Raw genomic sequence first — 19,552 nt, 5'->3', positions numbered from 1 at the left:
TTATGAGATGCTTCCTGGCTCACCTTTATTATTGATAAAAGCCTTTTCAAAATCAGTAGGCGTAAATGGTTTTCTTAAGAATTGAAAAACATTCTCAAATGACATAGCTTTTTCCAAATCATTTAAGTCAATACTGCTTGTAAGTATTACTGTAGGTGGATGAAATCCCTTGGAAGAAAGGGTCTCTAAAAGCTCAAAACCTGACATTTCAGGCATGTTAATATCTGTAATTAGCAATTGGGGTTCATCTTTAATGTTGATCACTTCAAGAGGGTTTGAAAAACTACTGAGTTTTATGTGAGGAAAAAACCTTTCAAACAACATTTTAATATGTTGTAACTGGAAGTTGTCATCGTCTACAAAAACTACTTCCTCAAGTAAGTTGAAGTCAGGTAATTTTTTGACCTGGTAATCCATTTCACCTTTGAACCTGCTCATTTTAGAGGTCAATAACATGACAGCCCTGTCAATTCTCTTTGCTTGTCCTTTAATGTACTGTGTTTCTTCTTCGTTTAAAGAGTTCTTTTCTTCTAAAATAGTTGAAATATTAGCTAAAGGTGCACGTAAAAGATGACTGTTAAAAAAGGACAATTGATCAAATGTGTTTGTAGCTACTTTTACTTTTTTACTATTCTCCTCAAGTAGCGCTAAAAAAGAATCTCTTTTCTTTAGCTGTGCAGAAATAGAATTTGATAAAATGGAAATCTCGAATGGTTTTTTTAAGTAATCATCAGCACCCAGGGCAAAGCCGTACCTTACATCGTCCTCTTTAATTTTAGCAGTTAGGAAAACAAATGGAATAAGATCGAGCTCAGAATTAGATCTTATTTCTCTCAAAAATTCAAAACCACTCATTTCAGGCATCATTATATCACTTAAAATGAGATCAATTTGATTTTTGTTTTCGTTGATATAATTTAGAGCACTTTGTGGGTTTGAAAAGTCAAATACGTGATAACCTTTGAGTTCTAATATATCTCTAATAGAGTTTAAAAGATCCAGTTCGTCTTCTACAACTAAAATATTTCTAGTTTTCATATAGATTAAATGCTAATTTATAAGAGATTGTGTTATCGTCAGCCTCTTTAAAATTGAATTTTAATAGCTCAATATTGACCAATTCTATAAAAAATTCAAATTTAAACTGTAACTCTATTATTTTACTAGACATATGATCTATATCAAAAGTACTATCGTCACTAAAGTGTTTTTTAACAATGTTGTGAAACCCTTCAATTAAACCACCACGGGAAACAACACACAACTCATTTCCTGACCTGTATATTTCACATGAATGATTTTGCTCTCCGCCTACATTTATTAAAGTAAAATAAGTGTTTAATAGGTTTGCCAGGTTAACTTTATTTGACTTAGTATAGTAATTTTTCAAAGATGTCCTTGTTTCTACAGAGAAACCTATTTCATGATCTCTAGCTTCTTCAACTATTAAGTCGATTAACTCTTCTCCGTTAACTTTTGACTTTTCTCTTTCTTTAACATTGGTATATTCTGTCATATCAGAGATCAGACCATTGATCTTTTTAACTTGATTTTGAATAACCTCTATGTTAGAGAACTTATTAGATAGTTCTAAAGCTTTAAGTTTTTCTTTTATAATCTCTATATTGGTGTTAATTACAGAAAGTGGAGTTCTCAAAATATGAGAACTCGCAGAAAGAAAAACTTTTTGCTGCTCAATAATTTTCTCTTCCTTTTCTAAATTTTTCTTGTAAATTTCTTCAGCTTTTTTTCTTTCAGTAATATCCTGGAGTTGAAAAAAATATTTTGCACTATCAACATTCTCATTTTCTAGGTGCTGCCTAATTTCAGTTGCAAAGACTTCATACCACCTTTCATTTTGTGCAGATTTAATTTCAATTTTATCTTCTAAAAAGGAGCTTATTGTGTCTGATTTTCGATTTAGTAGTGTTAAAACAGACTTTCCGGTTAAGTCACCTTTAGAAGTTTTGAGCTTCTCCTTGATATTAGGTGAGTTCCAAACTATCTCTCCTTCCTTATCAATCAAAAAGAACAATGAGTTTGAAAAACTAAAAATATTATGCGCTTCCTCTGTTTTTTGATCTAGTTTTTTTCTAGTTTCAAATTGCTCGGTCAAATCGACATGGGTACCAATTGCTCTTTTTGGTTTCCAGTCCTCATCCCACTCAACAACCCTCCCGCTACATAAAACGTATTTAGTATGTCCTTCTTTATGATAAAATCTTGTAATTGAGGAAAACGGCTTGGCTCCTCTAGAACCTACATGTTTTTCAAATTCTGCGAATAGTTTAGGTAAGTCTTCTTTGTAAGCGATCTTTTGCCATGACTCTGGAGAATGTTCCATTTCATCAACATCATACCCAAACATAGCTTTGAATTGTGGGCTGAGATACTCATAATTTGTTTTGATGTTCCAATCCCAATAACCTGAGAAGATAGACTCTGTCAGTAACTCTCTGTAATGAATTTGTTCGTCCCTACTTTTTAGGACTTCACTAAAATCTTTAATAAGCTCATTGAGGTAGTTTGAATTCGGGTTTTGAAAAAAGATTATTTTTCTTCCTTTATACTCTGTCTGGGTCTTTACTTTAACATTTTCAAGCTTCAAACTCGTTGAGTTTGAAAGGGTGATTGTATCATTATTCAATAAGCCTACAGAGTGAGAGGGTTCGTATATAAACTTTATTATATTCTCATTAATTTTCTTAGGTGAGAACAATTTTGAAGGGAACAGAACGAATAAAATAAAATCTAGGCCAATAGGGGTAAAGTCAACTAATTTTGTTGTAACAAATGGTTTAGTTTCTTGATTCAAATTTAAATCTACTCGAAGAAATCTCCTTCTTTCTCCAATGCCGAATTTACCAAGACTCTCTACGTAACCCTCATAAACCGGGTCAATACCTTGATTTAGTATAGCTTTGACTTGCTCATTGTCTAGATTTAGATGACTTTTGATTTTGTTTGAAAACACATATTCTTCTAAATCAAAGGCTAAAAAACAAAACACCTCATTGTCTTGATTTTCGAAATAGTTGAATAATATTTCGTAAAACTCAGTATCCTGAGGCTTTATTTTGCTTAGCTTAAATTTCAAATTGTCAATTAATTCTTAAGTTGGCGAATTTATAACAAATGAATGATTTTTACTTAGCTGGATGTTGGATTAACTGGATATTGCTTCTGAGTTAAAAAAAAAGCAGGCTTGAAATAAATCAAGCCTGCTATACCTAACAAACATGGTTAAACTAAACTAAACCTTGGAAATTATTGCTTAACCAATCGTATAACCTTTATACCTTCTCCTTGTTCATTTTGAAGCTGAAGATAATAAACTGATGTTGCATATCTGCTTATATCTAATCGGTTTAAACCCGATTGCATATTACCGCTTTGGAGTATTCTTCCTGCCATATCTATTAAATGGTAATTCAAATTTTCTACCCCAAGCAATTCAACTTTTACTTCACCTCTGGTTGGGTTTGGATAAGCACTCACATTAAGAGTTTTTTCAGATCCCTTTATACCTGTGAGAATGGTAACAGTTGCTGTATCTGATCCTGTACAGCTATTACTGTCAGTTACACTAATCCAAACGGTTGTGTCTGTCAATACTTTTAGATCAAGAGATCTGGTTGTATCTCCTGTACTCCAAAGGTATTCGCTGACTGTATCATTTACTGAAAAACTCACAACATGACCTGGGCCAACTGCTGTGTCTGCTCCAAGATCCACTTCTGGAATAGCATTGACACTAAAACTTGTTGTACAACTAGCCACATTGCCCGCTTCATCAACAGCCTCAAATGATGTTACATATTCACCTTCTGTTAAACTGTCTCCTGAAAAAACATTCCCTGTATTAGTTACTGTACTGGTACAGTTATCGTTGCTGACAGCATCTGGGAAGTCCACTATACCGGCACATGCATCAAAGCTCGATGGACACTCAATCGAAGGAGCAAGTGTGTCCTCTACAGTTATGTTTACCAGTAATCGCGATTCGTTCATCGATCTATCTTTTCCAATTAACTCTACTGTTGTGCTTCCAAGGTCAGCACATGCCAACGTTGTACGAGATAGATAAATAGTATCTAAATTACAGTTATCTACTGAGTTACTATCGAGCATGCCCGCATCAATTGAGGCAGTGCCAGAGCTGTCAAGATAAACTGTTATGTTGGAGAAAGATCTCAACAGGGGAGCTATGGTGTCTGTAACAGAAACAAGAGCATTTGATGTTGCACCGTTACCACTCTGATCTGTTGCATGTAAATCAACAACATGTAAGCCTAAATCAGAGCATGTGAATGTATCCTGACTCAAGCTCATACTGTCTATTGAACAATTATCATTAGAACCATTATCAAATACCGATGGCGTTAGTACTGCCGTTCCTGTACTATCCAGATAAAGGGTTACACCCTGAGTTATTACCTCAGGAGCAATAGTATCTTCAACTGTTACAATAGCACTTGATGAATCAGTATTACCATTAACATCAGTAGCAATCAACTGTACCGTGTTTGTGCCGATGTGTGAACAATCAAAGTTACTTTCACTTAAGAACATGGTGTCAATAGCACAATTATCACTGCTGCCAGCATCTATACTCATAGCTGTTGTACTTGCCTGACCTAAACTGTCGAGGTAAACTGTTACACTTTGAGTTTGGATATTGGGCGCTATTGTGTCTTCAACTGTTACAACAGCTGAAGATGTTGACACATTGTTGCTGCCGTCTGTTACGGTTAAAGTAACCGTATTTTGACCGGTATCCGCACAAGTGAAACTCGTTTGGTCAAGTGTCATACTACTTATCGAGCAATTGTCACTTGATCCGTTATCGATATCATTGGTTGTTATACTTGCCTGGCCATTTGCATCGAGATATACTGTAATATCCTGAGAAATTGCTGATGGTGCTATACTATCTGATACTGTAACAGTTGCTGAAACAGCTGAAATATTCCCATTCCCATCATCTGCAGAAAGTGTAACCGTATTTGCACCTAGATCATTGCAATCAAAAGTTGTTTTATCTAAACTTAATGTAGGAGTTGTACAATTATCGGATGACCCATTTTCGACATCTGATGTGGAAATTGTAGCCTGTCCATTGGAATCGAGTTGTATAGTTATGTTTTGCGCCTGGACGGTAGGACTAATATTGTCTGAAACTACAACGTTAAAAGATGATGTTGAAGTGTTATTAGTTGGTACACCTGTATTATCAGATGCTGTTACATCAACTGTTGTTGAGCCTACAGGAAATTGGTAAGTTGAAGGGTTAATTGACTGATTGTTAATACTGTAAGAAACATTAGGATTTGAATCACAATTATCTGTTACAGTAACATTTGAAAACGACCCCGCTACATAAGAGCAATTCGTTGATGATGTACTCACATTTAAATCATTGGCAACAATAGTTGGCGCAGCATTATCATTGAAGGTTTTAGTTACTGAGAAACCAAAAAGTCCATTACAAGCTGGTGTTGTCTCAGCAGGTGGGCCATCAACAAATGTAATTGTCAAAGATTGGTTACACGAAGCTGGATAAAAATCGTAATAAACCCAGTTATTGTAACTATTTGCTGCGTAACAGGTTGATCGGTTTTGTACGGATCCTTGAACAGGTAAATTACTGAAAGAGGTGTTGTTCACTGCTCCAGTAGCTGTGACATTTTGATTGCCTGACCCTTGATCAACAACTATGTAGAAATTTGAAAGTGAACCTTGGGATGGTTGACCATGCCAATGCTCTAACCAAAATCGAATAGATCCATTATTCCTTTCTTCCCAAAATGTTTGTACAGAGTGAGAAAACACTTGGTTTGCAGACATAAAAATTAAGGATGCTAAAAGCAGAAATCTAATGTTGTTCATGACAATTTTTTTTAAAATTTTTACAAAAATACCACTATCTCTAAGGCCTTATATTGAATTTAGTTGTTGTTATGTGAGATGTGATAAAAAGTGATAGAAATGATCTGTTTTTTGCTTTTTTAAGTACTTTTTTTTAAATTATATTTGCTATTTTTGAATAGCACGCATGGCATTATTTGAGGTAATTAACTTTAATGGTTATAATACGAACTAAGAGGAAAGCATAAAACTATTGAACAAGGGATTACACCTTTAATGAAAATAAGGAAATTTCCACCTAATCGATCAATAAAGCTCTTCTAATACGTAGGCAGCAAAATTTTTTTCAAAACGTTTATTTTAAAAACTCAAACTGAAAAAGTTAGAGTTCCAGCAATACATACCCTAAATAGTGCTTAACAGAACAGATCTTGACACTATTCATAACATTAAAGTCAGAAAGGTTAATTGGTTGAGGCACTTTAGAATATTGAGAAAAAAGCCAAGCAGATTAAGCGGGCTTTAAAAATAGAATTTGCTCAGGTGACTTTTAAAGGAAGTATCCATAAATGAAATGAATATTCTGTTTTAGTGACGTTCAAAGCAAAATTTTATAAAAGGGCCTAAAAAAATAGAGCGTATTGATTTTTGGATTTGATTAAAGAGTAGAAAGAACAAATATTGAGCGGTTGATAACAAACCATTCAAAAAAAACAGCCCCACTCTGTGAGGCTGTCTAACCTAACAATCTTGATCAAACATAAACTAAACCTTAAAGAAAGTGCTCGATCTTGAGTGTAATCTTAAAAATACCTATTTGTTTAAATAAACCTTACAAAACGTATTTAACGTTTTGTAAGGCTTTTGATGTGTATGAGACATCATGTTTTAGATTAAACAAGATCATACAATTATTAAATCAAAAGCACCTAATATGTTTTTTTACAATATTTTTACCTTTTTTTTATAATCTGCGTTTTTCCGATAATCTTTCTGTAACATACATACAACATTAAGGAGTGTAAATAAGCACTAAATGTTTACGTATATTATCGATTTAATTTACATTATTGATAACTATTTGCATTTTTATATTAACAGAAGGTGATATTCACTTGTAGGTTGCTTTTGCAGTACATTGCAAAAGCCTAAAGCATCAATAAAGCAACTAGTTGAATGTGTTTTTTATAAACTCCTGCTAATCTAATTTATAATAATGAATTCATTATTTAATCACAGTGAAAACACATTTAGACTAAATTCCCCATGAGCAATATTTTACAAGCATTATTTGTAAGATTAACTTCTTTAAAATATAGAGCAACACAGATAAGATAATATCATCTTGCACGAAGGACATGCATTTTAACACCCGCGCAATCTATTCAAAATTTTACCTTTGCTCGCATTTTTAGGGCAAAGTCCAAATCATGGCGAAATTCAACGAATACAAGCAGTTAAACCTCACAGAGGTTGCAGATGAAATAAACGAATTCTGGAAAAACAACCGCATCTTTGAAAAGTCGGTTGAAGAACGCACCGGTTCTGACCCATTCGTCTTTTACGAAGGACCTCCGTCTGCTAACGGGAAACCGGGCATCCACCACGTGATGGCCCGCACCATCAAAGACCTTTTTTGCCGCTATCAAACGATGAAAGGCAAACAGGTAAAACGCAAAGCTGGATGGGATACACACGGACTCCCAGTTGAATTAGGCGTTGAGAAGGAGCTGGGCATCAACAAAGAAGACATCGGTGATAAAATTTCCATTGCTGATTACAACAAAGCCTGCCGCGAAGCGGTAATGCGCTATACTGATATCTGGAACAACCTCACAGAAAAAATGGGGTATTGGGTGGATATGGACGATCCGTATATCACCTACAAAACAAAATACATCGAAACAGTGTGGTGGTTGCTCAAGCAATTTCACGAAAAGAACTTGCTCTACAAGGGTTACACCATTCAGCCTTATTCGCCAAAAGCCGGTACCGGGCTCAGCTCGCACGAGCTCAACATGCCCGGTTGCTATCGCGATGTCAAGGACACAACAATCATCGCACAGTTTAAAGTTGCCGATTCTACTTTCAAGGTACCGGCTCTTAAAGCTGCTTATGAAGAAGGTAATCTCTATCTGCTGGCATGGACCACTACACCCTGGACGTTGCCCTCAAACACGGCTCTGACCGTAGGTGAAAAAATCGATTATGTGCTGGTCAGAACCTTCAACCAATACACGCACGAGCCAATATTTATCGTGTTGGCTAAGGACCTTGTCAAAAACGTCCTCGGAAAGAAATTCCAACAGGTCGATACGCTTGAAGGCGTTGTAGCTTTCCAAAAAGGCGACAAGAAGATTCCGTTTTACATCGCAGAATCGTTCAAAGGTAAAGACCTCGTGGGCACAAACTACGAGCAACTACTTCCATACGCCAAACCGATGGAAAATCCGGATGATGCTTTTCGCGTAATTCCGGGCGACTTTGTCACTACCGAAGATGGTACCGGAATCGTTCACACCGCTCCAACATTTGGTGCTGATGATGCCCGCGTAGCAAAAGAAGCCGGAGTTCCACCAATGCTCGTGGAAGACAAAAACGGAAACCCGAGTCCACTCGTAGATTTACAGGGTAAATTCCTTGAAACCGTAAAAGATGATGTTTTTGGAATTGGCGGTGAATATGTAAAAGAAGAGTACCTCACCGATGAGGAAAAGGAAGAAGCCCTTAAAAAGCAACAAACCGATTTAAAAGATGTCATCAAGAACATTGATAAATATTTGAGCGTTGACGAGCGCATTTCCATCAAACTCAAGATGGAAGGGCTCGCCTTTAATGTTGAAAAGTACACGCACAGCTATCCGCATTGCTGGCGTACTGATAAGCCGGTTCTCTACTACCCGCTCGATTCGTGGTTCATCCGCTCAACTGAGATGAAGGATCAAATGATCGGGCTCAACAAAACGATCAACTGGAAACCAAAAGCAACCGGTGAAGGCCGTTTCGGGAATTGGCTCGAAAACCTCAACGACTGGAATTTATCCCGTTCACGCTACTGGGGAATTCCGCTTCCTGTATGGACAACTGAAGAGGGTGACGAAGTAAAAGTCGTGGGATCAGTTGAAGAACTGAAAGACGAAATCGACAAAGCCGTTGAAGCCGGAGTGATGGACAACAATCCGCTCGCTGACTTCAAACCAGGCAATATGGATGAATCGAATTACGATCAAATTGATCTTCACCGTCCTTATGTTGATGATGTAAAACTCGTGAGCAAATCGGGTGAAACGATGACTCGTGAAAAGGATTTGATTGATGTTTGGTTCGATTCCGGTTCAATGCCTTACGCACAACATCACTACCCATTTGAAAACAAAGAAGCTATCGATCAGAACCAATCTTACCCGGCCGACTTCATCGCTGAAGGAGTTGACCAAACACGCGGTTGGTTCTTCACGTTGCACGCCATCGGGTCTATGATATTTGATAGCGTAGCTTACAAGAATGTCGTTTCAAACGGACTCGTTCTCGACAAGAACGGACAAAAGATGTCGAAGCGCCTTGGCAATGCTGTTGAGCCATTTGAAGCGATGGAAAAATACGGTACAGATGCTATTCGCTGGTACATGATCACGAATGCTCAGCCGTGGGATAACCTCAAGTTTGATCTCGAAGGAGTTAATGAAGTTAAACGCAAGTTCTTCAGAGCCCTTCAAAATACCTACGCTTTCTTCTCGCTCTACGCCAACGTAGATGGCTTTACTTTCAGCGAGGATAAAATAGACATCAAAGATCGCCCTGAGATCGATCGCTGGGTAATTTCAAAACTCAACTCACTCATCAAAGAAGTTGACGCAGCTTACGCTGATTACGAGCCAACAAAAGCAGGCCGGTTGATTCAGGAGTTTGTCGTTGAAAACCTATCGAACTGGCACGTACGCCTCAGTCGTAAACGTTTTTGGCGAGGTGATTACGGTCAGGATAAAATTGCAGCTTATCAAACGCTTTACGAATGTCTCACGGCAGTTGCAAAGCTGGCTGCTCCAATAGCTCCGTTTTACGCAGAGCAATTGTACCGCGATCTGAACAGCGTTACCTCAAAAGAAGATCAGGAAAGTGTTCATCTCGCTTTCATGCCAGAAGTTGTTGAAAGTGAAATCGACACCGACCTCGAAGAGCGCATGTCTATCGCTCAGCAAGTATCTTCAATGATTCTAGCTCTTCGCAAGAAAGAGAGTATCAAAGTTCGCCAGCCACTTCAAAAGATCATGGTTCCGGTTCTGAACGACACCTTTGAGCGTCAACTGAGCGATGTGGCAAACCTCATCAAAACGGAAACGAACATCAAAGAAATCGAATTCCTCAACGATACGAAAGGCGTATTGGTAAAACAGATCAAGCCCGATTTCAAAGCGCTAGGCCCAAAATACGGCAAACTGATGAAGGGTATAGCAGCCGCTGTCAATCAGTTTGAACAGGAAGATATCAACGAGCTGGAACGCAATGGTCAGATCCAAATCGAGGTTCAGGGTGAAAATGTAACCCTCACAATTGATGATGTTGAGATTTCGACTGACGATATTCCCGGATGGCTCGTTATGACAGAAAACGGAATTACCGTTGCACTCGACATTCAACTGAATGATGAATTGCGCCACGAGGGAATTACGCGTGAATTAGTCAACCGCATTCAAAACCTGCGTAAAGACAGTGGTTTTGACGTAACTGACCGCATTGAGATCACTGTTGAATCACAAGAATTGTTAACCGCTGCAGTAAACGATAATTTCGATTATATTTGCGCGGAAACATTGGCAGATGAGCTAAATTTTGTAGACTCACTTTCAGGCGATAACGTTCATGAAAGCGAGCTTAATGAAGACCTCACCTGTAAGTTTAAAATTGAAAGAACTTAACAACCTATAAAAATATTTCCGCTGTATGGAAACAAAAGAAAAAAACAGATATAGCGATGCTGAGCTAGCTGAGTTCAAAGAAATTATTGACAAAAAAATTGTTGAAGCTGAAAAAGATCTCGAACTTTTAAACTCGAGTATTTCACACAACAATAACGGAACTGATGATACATCTCCAACTTTCAAAATGATGGAAGATGGATCTGACACACTTTCTCGTGAAGAAACTGCTCAATTAGCTGCTCGCCAGGAAAAGTTTATCAAACACCTGAGAGCTGCACTCGTTCGCATTGAAAACAAAACTTACGGTGTTTGCCGTAAAACCGGAAAACTCATTTCAAAAGACCGCTTGAGAGTAGTTCCACACGCAACCCTTAGCATTGAAGCTAAGCGAATGCAATAATTGTTGTCAACAGCAACCGCAGCATCGATCAGTTTGGCTAAAAACGAAAAACATTTTCAACTCCCGGTATTAGTACTACTGGGAGTTTTACTTATCGACCAGATCTCTAAGTTCATGGTAAAGCTCAACATGTACCTGAACGAAGAGTTCTCTGTTTTGGGCGACTGGTTTATTATTCACTTCACTGAAAATCCCGGAATGGCTTTCGGGATGGAGTTTGGCGGTGACTACGGCAAGCTCTTCCTAACCCTCTTTCGAATTGTGGCCGTGTTTTTCATTGCGCGATACATTGTAAGAATTACCAAAGAAGGCGCACCTAAAGGGGCTGTCATTGGGGTAACACTCATTCTGGCCGGTGCGTTGGGAAACATCATTGACTCAGTATTTTACGGAGTCATATTCAGCGACAGCTATTACAGCATTGCACAACTATTCCCCGAGGGTGGCGGTTACGGAACCTGGATGCACGGAAAAGTTGTGGATATGCTCTACTTCCCACTCATCAGCGGCTTTTTTCCTGATTGGGTTCCGCTCGTTGGTGGTGATCATTTTATCTTTTTCAGACCCATTTTCAACATTGCTGATACAGCCATTTCAATTGGAGTTGGGATTATTTTAATCTTTCACAGGAAGTTCTTCGCTGAGAGCCTATCAAAGCATGAAAAAGACTAAGTCCTAAATCGCTACTCTGTTATATTTAACTTCCTTTCTTTTTCAAAAAGCTTAAAGTTAATTGAGTAACTTTTTAATCCATTCATTTCAAAATAATAAGATTGTTTTTCTACAAGAATGTTATCAGGTAACAATGAAGTGTCAATTGATAGCTTATAAATCCCGGGGGTTTTGTTGAGGTTAAAGTTAAAACGACCATCATCAGAAGCCCAGGTCTTGATTTCTTTACCCCTGGGTCCATTTATTATTAACTTAATTTTGGAAAAGTCAAGACTTTGAACGCTAGAAAACTTAGCTTTTTGAAAAATAACCCGACCCTTTAAGCTGTATTCCTCAGATAAAGGAATATCTTCTGTCTTATCACTATTTAACATGAATGATATAGCCTTTTCTCCAAGGTTAATTTCGCTTTTTCCAACGGGGGTGAAATGAGCTGTGTAATTTCCTTCTGGTAAGTCCTTAAAATTCACTTTTCCACTTTCATTTGAAAGTAAACGCTTTTCAACGGACTGGTTATCATCAATAACGTTTTCGAGTTCCACTAATACATTTTGAATATTTAGCTCGGTAGAGTCGAGCTGATTGTTACCATTTTCGTCAAAAAAAGTATTAAAGCTCAAATCAAAATACTTCAGTTGTGGCTGATTTACGTCAAACTTTTTCCTCAGAGCAAAACCTGCATTAGTAAAAAGTGATTGAGTTTGTGTTTCACGGTTTTGATAATTTACCGTTGAAAAATTCAAATATGCTGATAATTCAATGCCATGATTCAACTTTAGGTCACTTTGTAAAAATGCACTAACCAATGTGCTTTGTGCTTCTATGTAATTACTGTAATTTAGGTTAAAGTTGAGATCGAGCATTTGGTCAAGAAGTGTTTTTCGGTAACGATAGGCCAAGAAAAAACTTTGAGAGTTATTGAGCGTGTATGAGTTTAAACCAGTAACAGAGGGTATAATTAACCCATCATTAAACCGCAATGAAATATTTGAAATGTTATCAGTGATATTTACTCCAATTTGATAAGCATTATTGGAAAAGTTAATTGGTGTGGTTTGATTTAAATATACTGGGCCAACTTGTGCCTGAGCGCTTATTCTATAAGAGGAAATTTTGCCAGATAAGCGCGTATATATTCTTGGCGAGGTATAAATATTTAAATCGAGTGGTGTGCCATCTAACTGATTTAAATTATTGCTTATTTCAGAATATAAAAAGTTTGTTCCAAAGGAAAGGTTAGTTTTTAAGATCTCGGTTCGGTACAAGAGCATAGCTCTTGTGAGATCGTAATAGTTCAGGTTACTCAAAACCCCTCTAAACGTTTCAGAAGGCTCAAACTTTCTTCTTGAAACTCTACCACTGACCCTGCTTTTTCGCGAGATCGTTCTTGTGACTTGAAGTCTTTGATTTTGTGTTCCGGTAAATGCTCCTGCGTGATACTTTGACTTGGTTCTTGTTTTTAGTCTTATCCTCCAGAGTTTATTTGAAAACCCATACCTTAGGGAATAAGCATAGCCATTTAGAGTCCTGCCTGGAAGATAAAACTGTGATGGCGTGTTAAATGAATTCGTATCATATAGGTGTTGTCTTTGTGAAAAAGAAAGACCAGCTGATATTAAATGCTTTTTTATTCTGAAGTCACTAAAAATATTACCTTCAATTTTTTGAACCAGATTAGAAGCATCTGTTGACCTGGAAAATGAAGGTCTTAATACTACATTACCAAAACGCAATTTCCCAGAGGCGTTGTATGTTGTTCTATCAAAAAAAAGGTTATTTACCGCACCTAATGAAACCTCATTATTTGATTCCTGGAAGACTTTTGTTGCGCTTAAGCCCCTTCCCCATTCTGGATAAAAGTTCCCCAGAGTTTGATCTCCTGCGTTTACGGTTAACCCTGGAAAATCAGCTATAATTGAGAGCCTACTGTATCTCCAAAGATCAACATTAGGACTGTCAAAAAGAATATTGAAGAAGTTGAAGGAATACTGGAGCCTCTCATTGGAAGAAAAATGAATATCTCCCCAGCTTCTTAATGAGTATGTGGGTGAGGCTCCAGAGCCAAAATTAAAAGCCCCAACTTCCAGGTTGGCTGGTGTTTCTGTGAAGTAAGTGGTATTTTCATAATTAGAACCTGGATTATGAGTGTAAAGAATTTGGCGCTTCGTTTCACCAGAATTAACCACCTCAATTGTTATCCTGTTTTCATCAAAAGAATTAGTTGAAGGGTTTTTGATTTTAAAGGCAAGAGCTGTATCTGCTCTTTTCTTAATTTTAAAAATCTTTTCTTCAGAAGATTGTGTGCTTCGAGCCTTCAGCTTCACATTAAAAGTTTGTGTGTAATTGCTCTTGTTCGATACACGAACGTAAACTTTTTTTTCAGCTTCATTTTTCAACCACAAAGGATTACTCAACTCAGCACTAAAGTCCCAGGATGATTTTCTTTTATAATGGAGAAATGATATAGCCTCTTTAACTAATTCCTGCTCATTGATAAGGAGTTGAGCACTTATGCTGGTCGTAGTGCCTCCCTCAAGACTTGAATTTTCTTTTACTCTAAATGGTAAAAGAATGGTTGTGTCTATCTCTTTGGCCTGGCTAAAAGCATATTCATTATTAGCTGATAATAGCTGAAAAAAATCAGAGTAGAACAATTTCAGTTTGAAGTCTCGGGTGTCAGGCGCTCTATATTTTATGTTGAGGCTTTTCCAAACAATCTCATTATCGCCCTCAAAAAAAGTCTTAAATGATGAAAAATAAATTAGGCTATCCGTTGTGCCAGGATTAGATAAATTATTCGTTGAATCTAGGTTTTTGAAAAACTCAGTTGTATCAATAGATGGCCCTTCTGTTACCTGAGAGTAAATAATAGATGGCACAATGAAAATTAAACATATGAGAAGCGATTTAAGATTTAGTAAATAATCAAAAAACCGGTTCAAGTATAAATTCAACTTCAACTGTATAAAAATCAGATTTGAAACTTGTGAATTTACTGGTGCAATTAGCTGTGCCAAATTCATATTGAACATTTATCTGATGAGTGCTCCAGTCACAATTAGTTAACGTGCTCTCAACAATCAACTGGCTTATCTGATCAAGGCTTAAAGGCCCATAAAAAAAGGTGGACGATCCAAAACCCTGTCTATTACTACTAGTTAAAGATAGTATGTCAAGATCCATTGAATTCCCGTTGATACCTTCAAAGTTTGAAGAAATACCGTTATTGGTTCTTACGAATATTTCAAAACCGGATAGTGGGGCAGGAGCCGAAGGATCGTTTAAGTCCTGGAGTGTAACCCCTAACACCGTTCCACCTGGAACGGTGATTCCGTTTTCTATTTCATCGAATGAATTAACATAAACTTCTACTTGCTGTGATTGAATCAATGACAACCTTGCTGTATTATAAGGCTGGCTGTGAGAAACCGAATAAATGAAAACTAGACAAATCGATATCAAAAAGCTTTTAAGCTTCATTAGATTAATTTGGCTCTACGTCAAGTAGAACATTTGTTACGTATCGATCTGGATTTATGGTTTCATCAATAAGCGCATTATTTCCAGTCGTAGTGTTTAAACCTGTAGTGTTACACTCCCAATTTATAACAATTATGTTATCAGTAATATCCCCTGCATTACCGTTTGGCGCAGCAGCACTTGTAATAACTGAAACAGGGTATGTCGCAAGCCCAACAGCAGCTGCATTTGCACCGGCAGCATCGATAAACTCAGTCCCAAAAGTGTGGTTTCCCGCGTCAGTCAACTGAAAACCAACATAATCTAAATCCAAAGTATTTGACGGGTCATCTGTACCAATAAAAGTAGCATCTTCAGCTCCCATATTCAGCTCCCATGCAGTTGATGAAGCTACAGTCAATCTAGTATCGTAAATAGCCGAATTAGGGATTCCGTTTTGATACTGGTCTATTCGGTTGAACACAAACTCAATATTACCCCCATCAGTCACATTTAACCGAAGTATCTGATTGAGTGTTACGGCTACAGGAACTACAGCTCTGTCTGAAACAGGCTGACTGAAAGATGGAATAGAACATGAAATAATTATCAATAATAATGAATACTTGAGGATTTTAACGCTTTTCATGTTTATTTGATTTAGAAATTAATAAATCGCAATATGCAAAAAACAATTTTCGGAGTTTTATTTTTACTTATAACTTTAAAATCTTTCTCTCAGGATTTCGAAGTAGCTCCTGTTGTTATATACTTCAATGCAACTTATGAAAAACCTCAAGCAGCATCGATTACAATAACTAACCACAATGACACTCCTCAAACCTTTAAGCTTACTTTTTCTGATGAATATTTTATTGACGGGGTAAAGAAATATACGAGTCCGGGAACAACTGAGAACTCTTGCTTCAAATGGATAACCCTCGATAACAAAGAGGTTAGAATTGGGCCTGAAGAACAGGGTGAGATCAAAATAACAATGAAACCAGATACGAAAGATGTAGAAGGCTCAAAATGGATTACGGGATTTGTTTCAGTAGTAGATGAAAACGCTAGAACAAGAATGAAAGATGAGCTTAAAACCGGCATTAAAGTAATCCCCAGAATAGCAGTGAAGATAATTCAAGACTCTGGAGAAAAAGAAAATATTAGCTTCTCACTTCTTAAAGATTCCTTTTTTCATAACAAAACTTCAAATATTTGTACGCTTAAAATAAAAAACAACACTCCCTCTTATATACATAAGTTTAAGTATTACTATTCTGCAGTGAACACTAAAACTGGTGAGAATATATCATCAAAAAAGATGCAGAGAACCGTTTACCCCAAACAAATTAAAAGGCTTTCATATGATATCTCTGACCTTGACAAAGGCACATATGAAATACTATTCGTTGTTGACCCTGGCTTTGGTCTTGACCTGGAAGCCTTGCGAAAAACGATAACGATAAGATGAAAGCAATTTTAGTAATTATTGTTGTATTGGTCTTTACAGGATCTGCTCAATGCCAGTCAGAGTCTAAAAAAAACTACTATAAAAATGGGATTGAAAAGGAGTTTTATCACACTAAAAACGGCACCAAGAATGGACTCTACCAAATAAAATATAGCAACAACAACATATGGCAAAAAGGGTTTTATTGCGATGGGCTTTTATGTGGCAAATGGAAGGTATATTATAAAAATGGTCAAATTAAACAAAAGGCAAATTACAAATATGGAAAACTAGATGGCCTTCAATATTATTACTACCCTAATGGACTCTTGAAACAAACCCAAAACTATACAAATGACACAATTGAAGGGATAGTAAAACTTTACAGCGAGAGTGGTTTTTTGAGCGAAACCATACAGTACAGCAAAGGCCTGAAAAATGGTGAGTACGTCAAGTACAATCATAAAAAAGATACTGTAATTAAAGGTGCCTTCGAGAATAATCTAAAAACCAGCGTTTGGATATATTATGACGATGATGGTTTCGTAAAAAAAAGAGAGCATTATAAAATCGGTAAACTAACCGATGATAGAGTGTTCTTTTACAAAAGTGGTGATTTGAGAAAAAAAATAACGCTCCCCCCTTACCCTATTCAATATACATATGACAAAGCTGGTAATACTGTTTCAATTCTCGAGTTAAAAGACAATGAAGCCAACGGAAGCTACATTGAGTTTTATCCTAATGGGAATATAAAAACAATTGGGCAATACTTAAACAATAACAGAACCGGAATTTGGAAAAAATATTATCCAAATGGCTCTATCAAACAAATTGGCCAGTATCAAAACAATAGAGAAAAAGGAGTTTGGAAAAACTTTAATGAGGCGGGTGATCAAGTTAAAAAAATGAATTTTTAGTAGTCTTCTCTACTCCACTGTAACAGATTTTGCCAAATTCCTTGGTTGATCCACATTACAACCTCTCATCACAGCAATGTGGTACGAGAGCAATTGAAGCGGGATTGTCGTAATCAATGGTGTAAAAGCTTCATCTGAATCAGGAATTTCAATCACGTGATCGGCCATTTCTCTAATGGTTTCATCCCCTTCATTCACAACGGCAATGATTTTTCCGTTACGTGCTTTAATCTCCTGGATGTTGCTCACAACCTTTTCGTATTGCCCGTTTTTAGTTGCAATAACAACTACCGGCATGTTTTCATCTATCAGGGCAATTGGTCCGTGCTTCATTTCAGCAGCAGGATATCCCTCAGCATGGATGTATGAAATTTCTTTCAGCTTCAGAGCTCCTTCGAGTGCTACAGGGAAGTTGTATCCTCTTCCCAGGTAAAGGAAATTCGATACATCCTTGTACATTTCAGCTATACTGACAGTTGTATCTTCACTTTCGAGCATTTGCTCAACTTTCTTGGGTATTTGATCCAGCTCGCTGATCAGTGATCTGAATCTACTCTCGGTCAGAGCCCCTTTTCTGCGCCCGATCTCCAACGCGATCAAAGCTAACACGGCAACCTGAGCTGTAAATGCTTTGGTCGATGCTACACCAATTTCCGGTCCGGCATGTGTATAAGCTCCGGCATGTGAAGCACGCGCAATTGAAGACCCTACGACATTACATATTCCGAATATTGTAGCTCCTTTTTTCTTCGCCAATTCGATCGCTGCTAACGTATCAGCCGTTTCTCCGGATTGAGAAATCGCGATTACAACATCGTCTTCAGTGATAATTGGGTTGCGATAACGAAACTCAGATGCGTACTCAACCTCTACCGGAATACGGGCAAACTCTTCAAACATGTACTCTGCAACCAATCCTGCATGCCAGCTCGTACCACAAGCCACAAACAGAATTCTACTCGCATTTTCAAATTTTGCTCCGTACTCTTTTACTCCTGACATTGAGATAATTCCTTCGTCTGGGAGTAATCGTCCGCGAAGTGTATCACGAATAGATCGTGGCTGCTCAAAAATTTCTTTGAGCATAAAGTGATCGTATCCTCCTTTTTCAATTTCTTCGAGGTGCATTTGTAGTTTGTGTATGTAAGGATCAATCGACTTGTTATCAGTAATACTTTTGATCTCTAGCTTTTTACCGCGTTCAATAACGGCCATTTCTTCATCCTCAAGGTAGACAGCGTTTTTTGTGTACTCGACAAAAGGAGTGGCATCTGACGCAATAAAGAACTCATCGTCTCCAATTCCAACAACGAGCGGACTTCCTTTTTTCGCCAATACGATTTTATCAGTGTTTCCTCGTTCTACAATGGCGATTGCATAAGCACCTACAACCTGGTTCAACGCTACACGTACTGCATCTTCCAGTTTAAGGTCTTCAGCATCTTTCACCATTTCGATGAAATTGATCAGAACCTCAGTATCGGTTTCACTTTCAAAGCGGTACCCCTGATTCACCAGCTCTTTTTTGAGCGAATCATAATTTTCGATGATTCCATTGTGAATGATCGCGAGGTTTTTGCTTTGAGAGTAATGAGGATGCGAGTTGACATCATTTGGCGGCCCGTGAGTTGCCCAACGAGTGTGTCCAATACCCAGCGTCCCTTTCAGGTTCTGACCATTAGCTTTACTCTCTAAATCGGCAACTTTACCTTTGCACTTGATGAGGTTGATATCATCTTCATCAACAATGGCTACTCCGGCACTGTCATAGCCTCTATATTCAAGCCTTTTTAATCCTTTTATTAAGATTGGGTAAGCCTCCTGGCTGCCCACATAACCAACGATTCCACACATAAGACTG

General features: G+C 37.5%; 12 protein-coding genes. 5 read left to right on the top strand and 7 right to left on the bottom strand.

Going from position 1 to position 19,552, the window contains the following annotated elements; genetic code table 11:
• From RI557_RS01505 to RI557_RS01495, 3 genes are all read right to left on the bottom strand, one after another.
• On the bottom strand, window positions 1-1,038 hold the full coding sequence (locus RI557_RS01505; RefSeq protein WP_310666769.1) for a response regulator: 1,038 nt from the start codon (window positions 1,036-1,038) through the stop codon (window positions 1-3).
• Entirely contained in the window at window positions 1,028-3,097 is a 2,070-nt protein-coding gene (locus RI557_RS01500; protein WP_310666768.1) for a PAS domain-containing protein, read from the bottom strand. The genes RI557_RS01505 and RI557_RS01500 overlap by 11 nt, the downstream gene beginning before the upstream one ends.
• A gap of 170 nt (window positions 3,098-3,267) precedes the next feature.
• The gene (locus tag RI557_RS01495; protein WP_310681607.1) at window positions 3,268-5,847 is read right to left on the bottom strand and encodes a T9SS type A sorting domain-containing protein; all 2,580 of its coding nucleotides are present in this window, start codon (window positions 5,845-5,847) and stop codon (window positions 3,268-3,270) included.
• 1,451 nt (window positions 5,848-7,298) lie between these two features.
• Between RI557_RS01495 and ileS the strand changes: the two genes are divergently transcribed.
• The 3 genes from ileS to RI557_RS01480 are packed head-to-tail and all read left to right on the top strand — an operon-like array spanning window position 7,299 to window position 11,859.
• Complete coding sequence (gene ileS / locus RI557_RS01490; RefSeq protein WP_310681605.1) at window positions 7,299-10,784, top strand: isoleucine--tRNA ligase; 3,486 nt, start codon at window positions 7,299-7,301, stop codon at window positions 10,782-10,784.
• A gap of 25 nt (window positions 10,785-10,809) precedes the next feature.
• Window positions 10,810-11,187, top strand: coding sequence for a TraR/DksA C4-type zinc finger protein (locus RI557_RS01485; protein ID WP_310666765.1), 378 nt, complete (start codon window positions 10,810-10,812; stop codon window positions 11,185-11,187).
• Between the two features lie 3 nt (window positions 11,188-11,190).
• Complete coding sequence (locus RI557_RS01480) at window positions 11,191-11,859, top strand: lipoprotein signal peptidase (RefSeq protein ID WP_310666764.1); 669 nt, start codon at window positions 11,191-11,193, stop codon at window positions 11,857-11,859.
• An 11-nt stretch (window positions 11,860-11,870) separates the two neighbouring features.
• Here RI557_RS01480 and RI557_RS01475 read toward each other — a convergent pair whose 3' ends face one another.
• Genes RI557_RS01475 through RI557_RS01465 form a run of 3 tightly spaced genes read right to left on the bottom strand, consistent with a single transcriptional unit; the run spans window position 11,871 to window position 15,967 of the window.
• Window positions 11,871-14,882: a hypothetical protein gene (locus tag RI557_RS01475; RefSeq protein ID WP_310666763.1), complete on the bottom strand. Its 3,012-nt coding sequence runs from the start codon at window positions 14,880-14,882 to the stop codon at window positions 11,871-11,873.
• Window positions 14,785-15,339, bottom strand: coding sequence for a hypothetical protein (locus RI557_RS01470; RefSeq protein ID WP_310666762.1), 555 nt, complete (start codon window positions 15,337-15,339; stop codon window positions 14,785-14,787). The genes RI557_RS01475 and RI557_RS01470 overlap by 98 nt, the downstream gene beginning before the upstream one ends.
• Window positions 15,340-15,343: 4 nt before the next feature.
• A complete protein-coding gene (locus RI557_RS01465; protein WP_310666761.1) occupies window positions 15,344-15,967 on the bottom strand; it encodes a hypothetical protein in 624 nt (207 codons plus the stop codon).
• Between the two features lie 33 nt (window positions 15,968-16,000).
• Here RI557_RS01465 and RI557_RS01460 point away from each other — a divergent pair, with 33 nt between their 5' ends.
• Together RI557_RS01460 and RI557_RS01455 are read left to right on the top strand one after the other, a co-directional pair.
• A complete protein-coding gene (locus RI557_RS01460; protein ID WP_310681603.1) occupies window positions 16,001-16,792 on the top strand; it encodes a hypothetical protein in 792 nt (263 codons plus the stop codon).
• Window positions 16,789-17,691: a toxin-antitoxin system YwqK family antitoxin gene (locus RI557_RS01455; protein ID WP_310666759.1), complete on the top strand. Its 903-nt coding sequence runs from the start codon at window positions 16,789-16,791 to the stop codon at window positions 17,689-17,691. Before RI557_RS01460 ends, RI557_RS01455 begins: the two co-directional genes overlap by 4 nt.
• A gap of 9 nt (window positions 17,692-17,700) precedes the next feature.
• Here the strand turns inward: RI557_RS01455 and glmS are convergent, their stop codons facing one another.
• Entirely contained in the window at window positions 17,701-19,545 is a 1,845-nt protein-coding gene (gene glmS, locus RI557_RS01450; protein WP_310666758.1) for a glutamine--fructose-6-phosphate transaminase (isomerizing), read from the bottom strand.
• Between the last annotated feature and the right edge of the window lie 7 nt (window positions 19,546-19,552).

The organism is Salibacter sp. (assembly GCF_031581065.1).
Taxonomy (GTDB): Bacteria; Bacteroidota; Bacteroidia; order Flavobacteriales_G; family Salibacteraceae; genus Salibacter.
This window is presented reverse-complemented; position numbering and strand designations above follow the sequence as displayed.

Coding starts and splice junctions, on each gene's coding strand:
- RI557_RS01495 (WP_310681607.1), bottom strand. CDS start 5,847: ATGTCTGCAAACCAAGTGTTTTCTCACTCTGTACAAACATTTTGGGAA.
- RI557_RS01505 (WP_310666769.1), bottom strand. CDS start 1,038: ATGAAAACTAGAAATATTTTAGTTGTAGAAGACGAACTGGATCTTTTA.
- RI557_RS01485 (WP_310666765.1), top strand. CDS start 10,810: ATGGAAACAAAAGAAAAAAACAGATATAGCGATGCTGAGCTAGCTGAG.
- RI557_RS01460 (WP_310681603.1), top strand. CDS start 16,001: ATGCAAAAAACAATTTTCGGAGTTTTATTTTTACTTATAACTTTAAAA.
- RI557_RS01455 (WP_310666759.1), top strand. CDS start 16,789: ATGAAAGCAATTTTAGTAATTATTGTTGTATTGGTCTTTACAGGATCT.
- RI557_RS01465 (WP_310666761.1), bottom strand. CDS start 15,967: ATGAAAAGCGTTAAAATCCTCAAGTATTCATTATTATTGATAATTATT.
- RI557_RS01470 (WP_310666762.1), bottom strand. CDS start 15,339: ATGAAGCTTAAAAGCTTTTTGATATCGATTTGTCTAGTTTTCATTTAT.
- RI557_RS01475 (WP_310666763.1), bottom strand. CDS start 14,882: ATGAATTTGGCACAGCTAATTGCACCAGTAAATTCACAAGTTTCAAAT.
- ileS (WP_310681605.1), top strand. CDS start 7,299: ATGGCGAAATTCAACGAATACAAGCAGTTAAACCTCACAGAGGTTGCA.
- glmS (WP_310666758.1), bottom strand. CDS start 19,545: ATGTGTGGAATCGTTGGTTATGTGGGCAGCCAGGAGGCTTACCCAATC.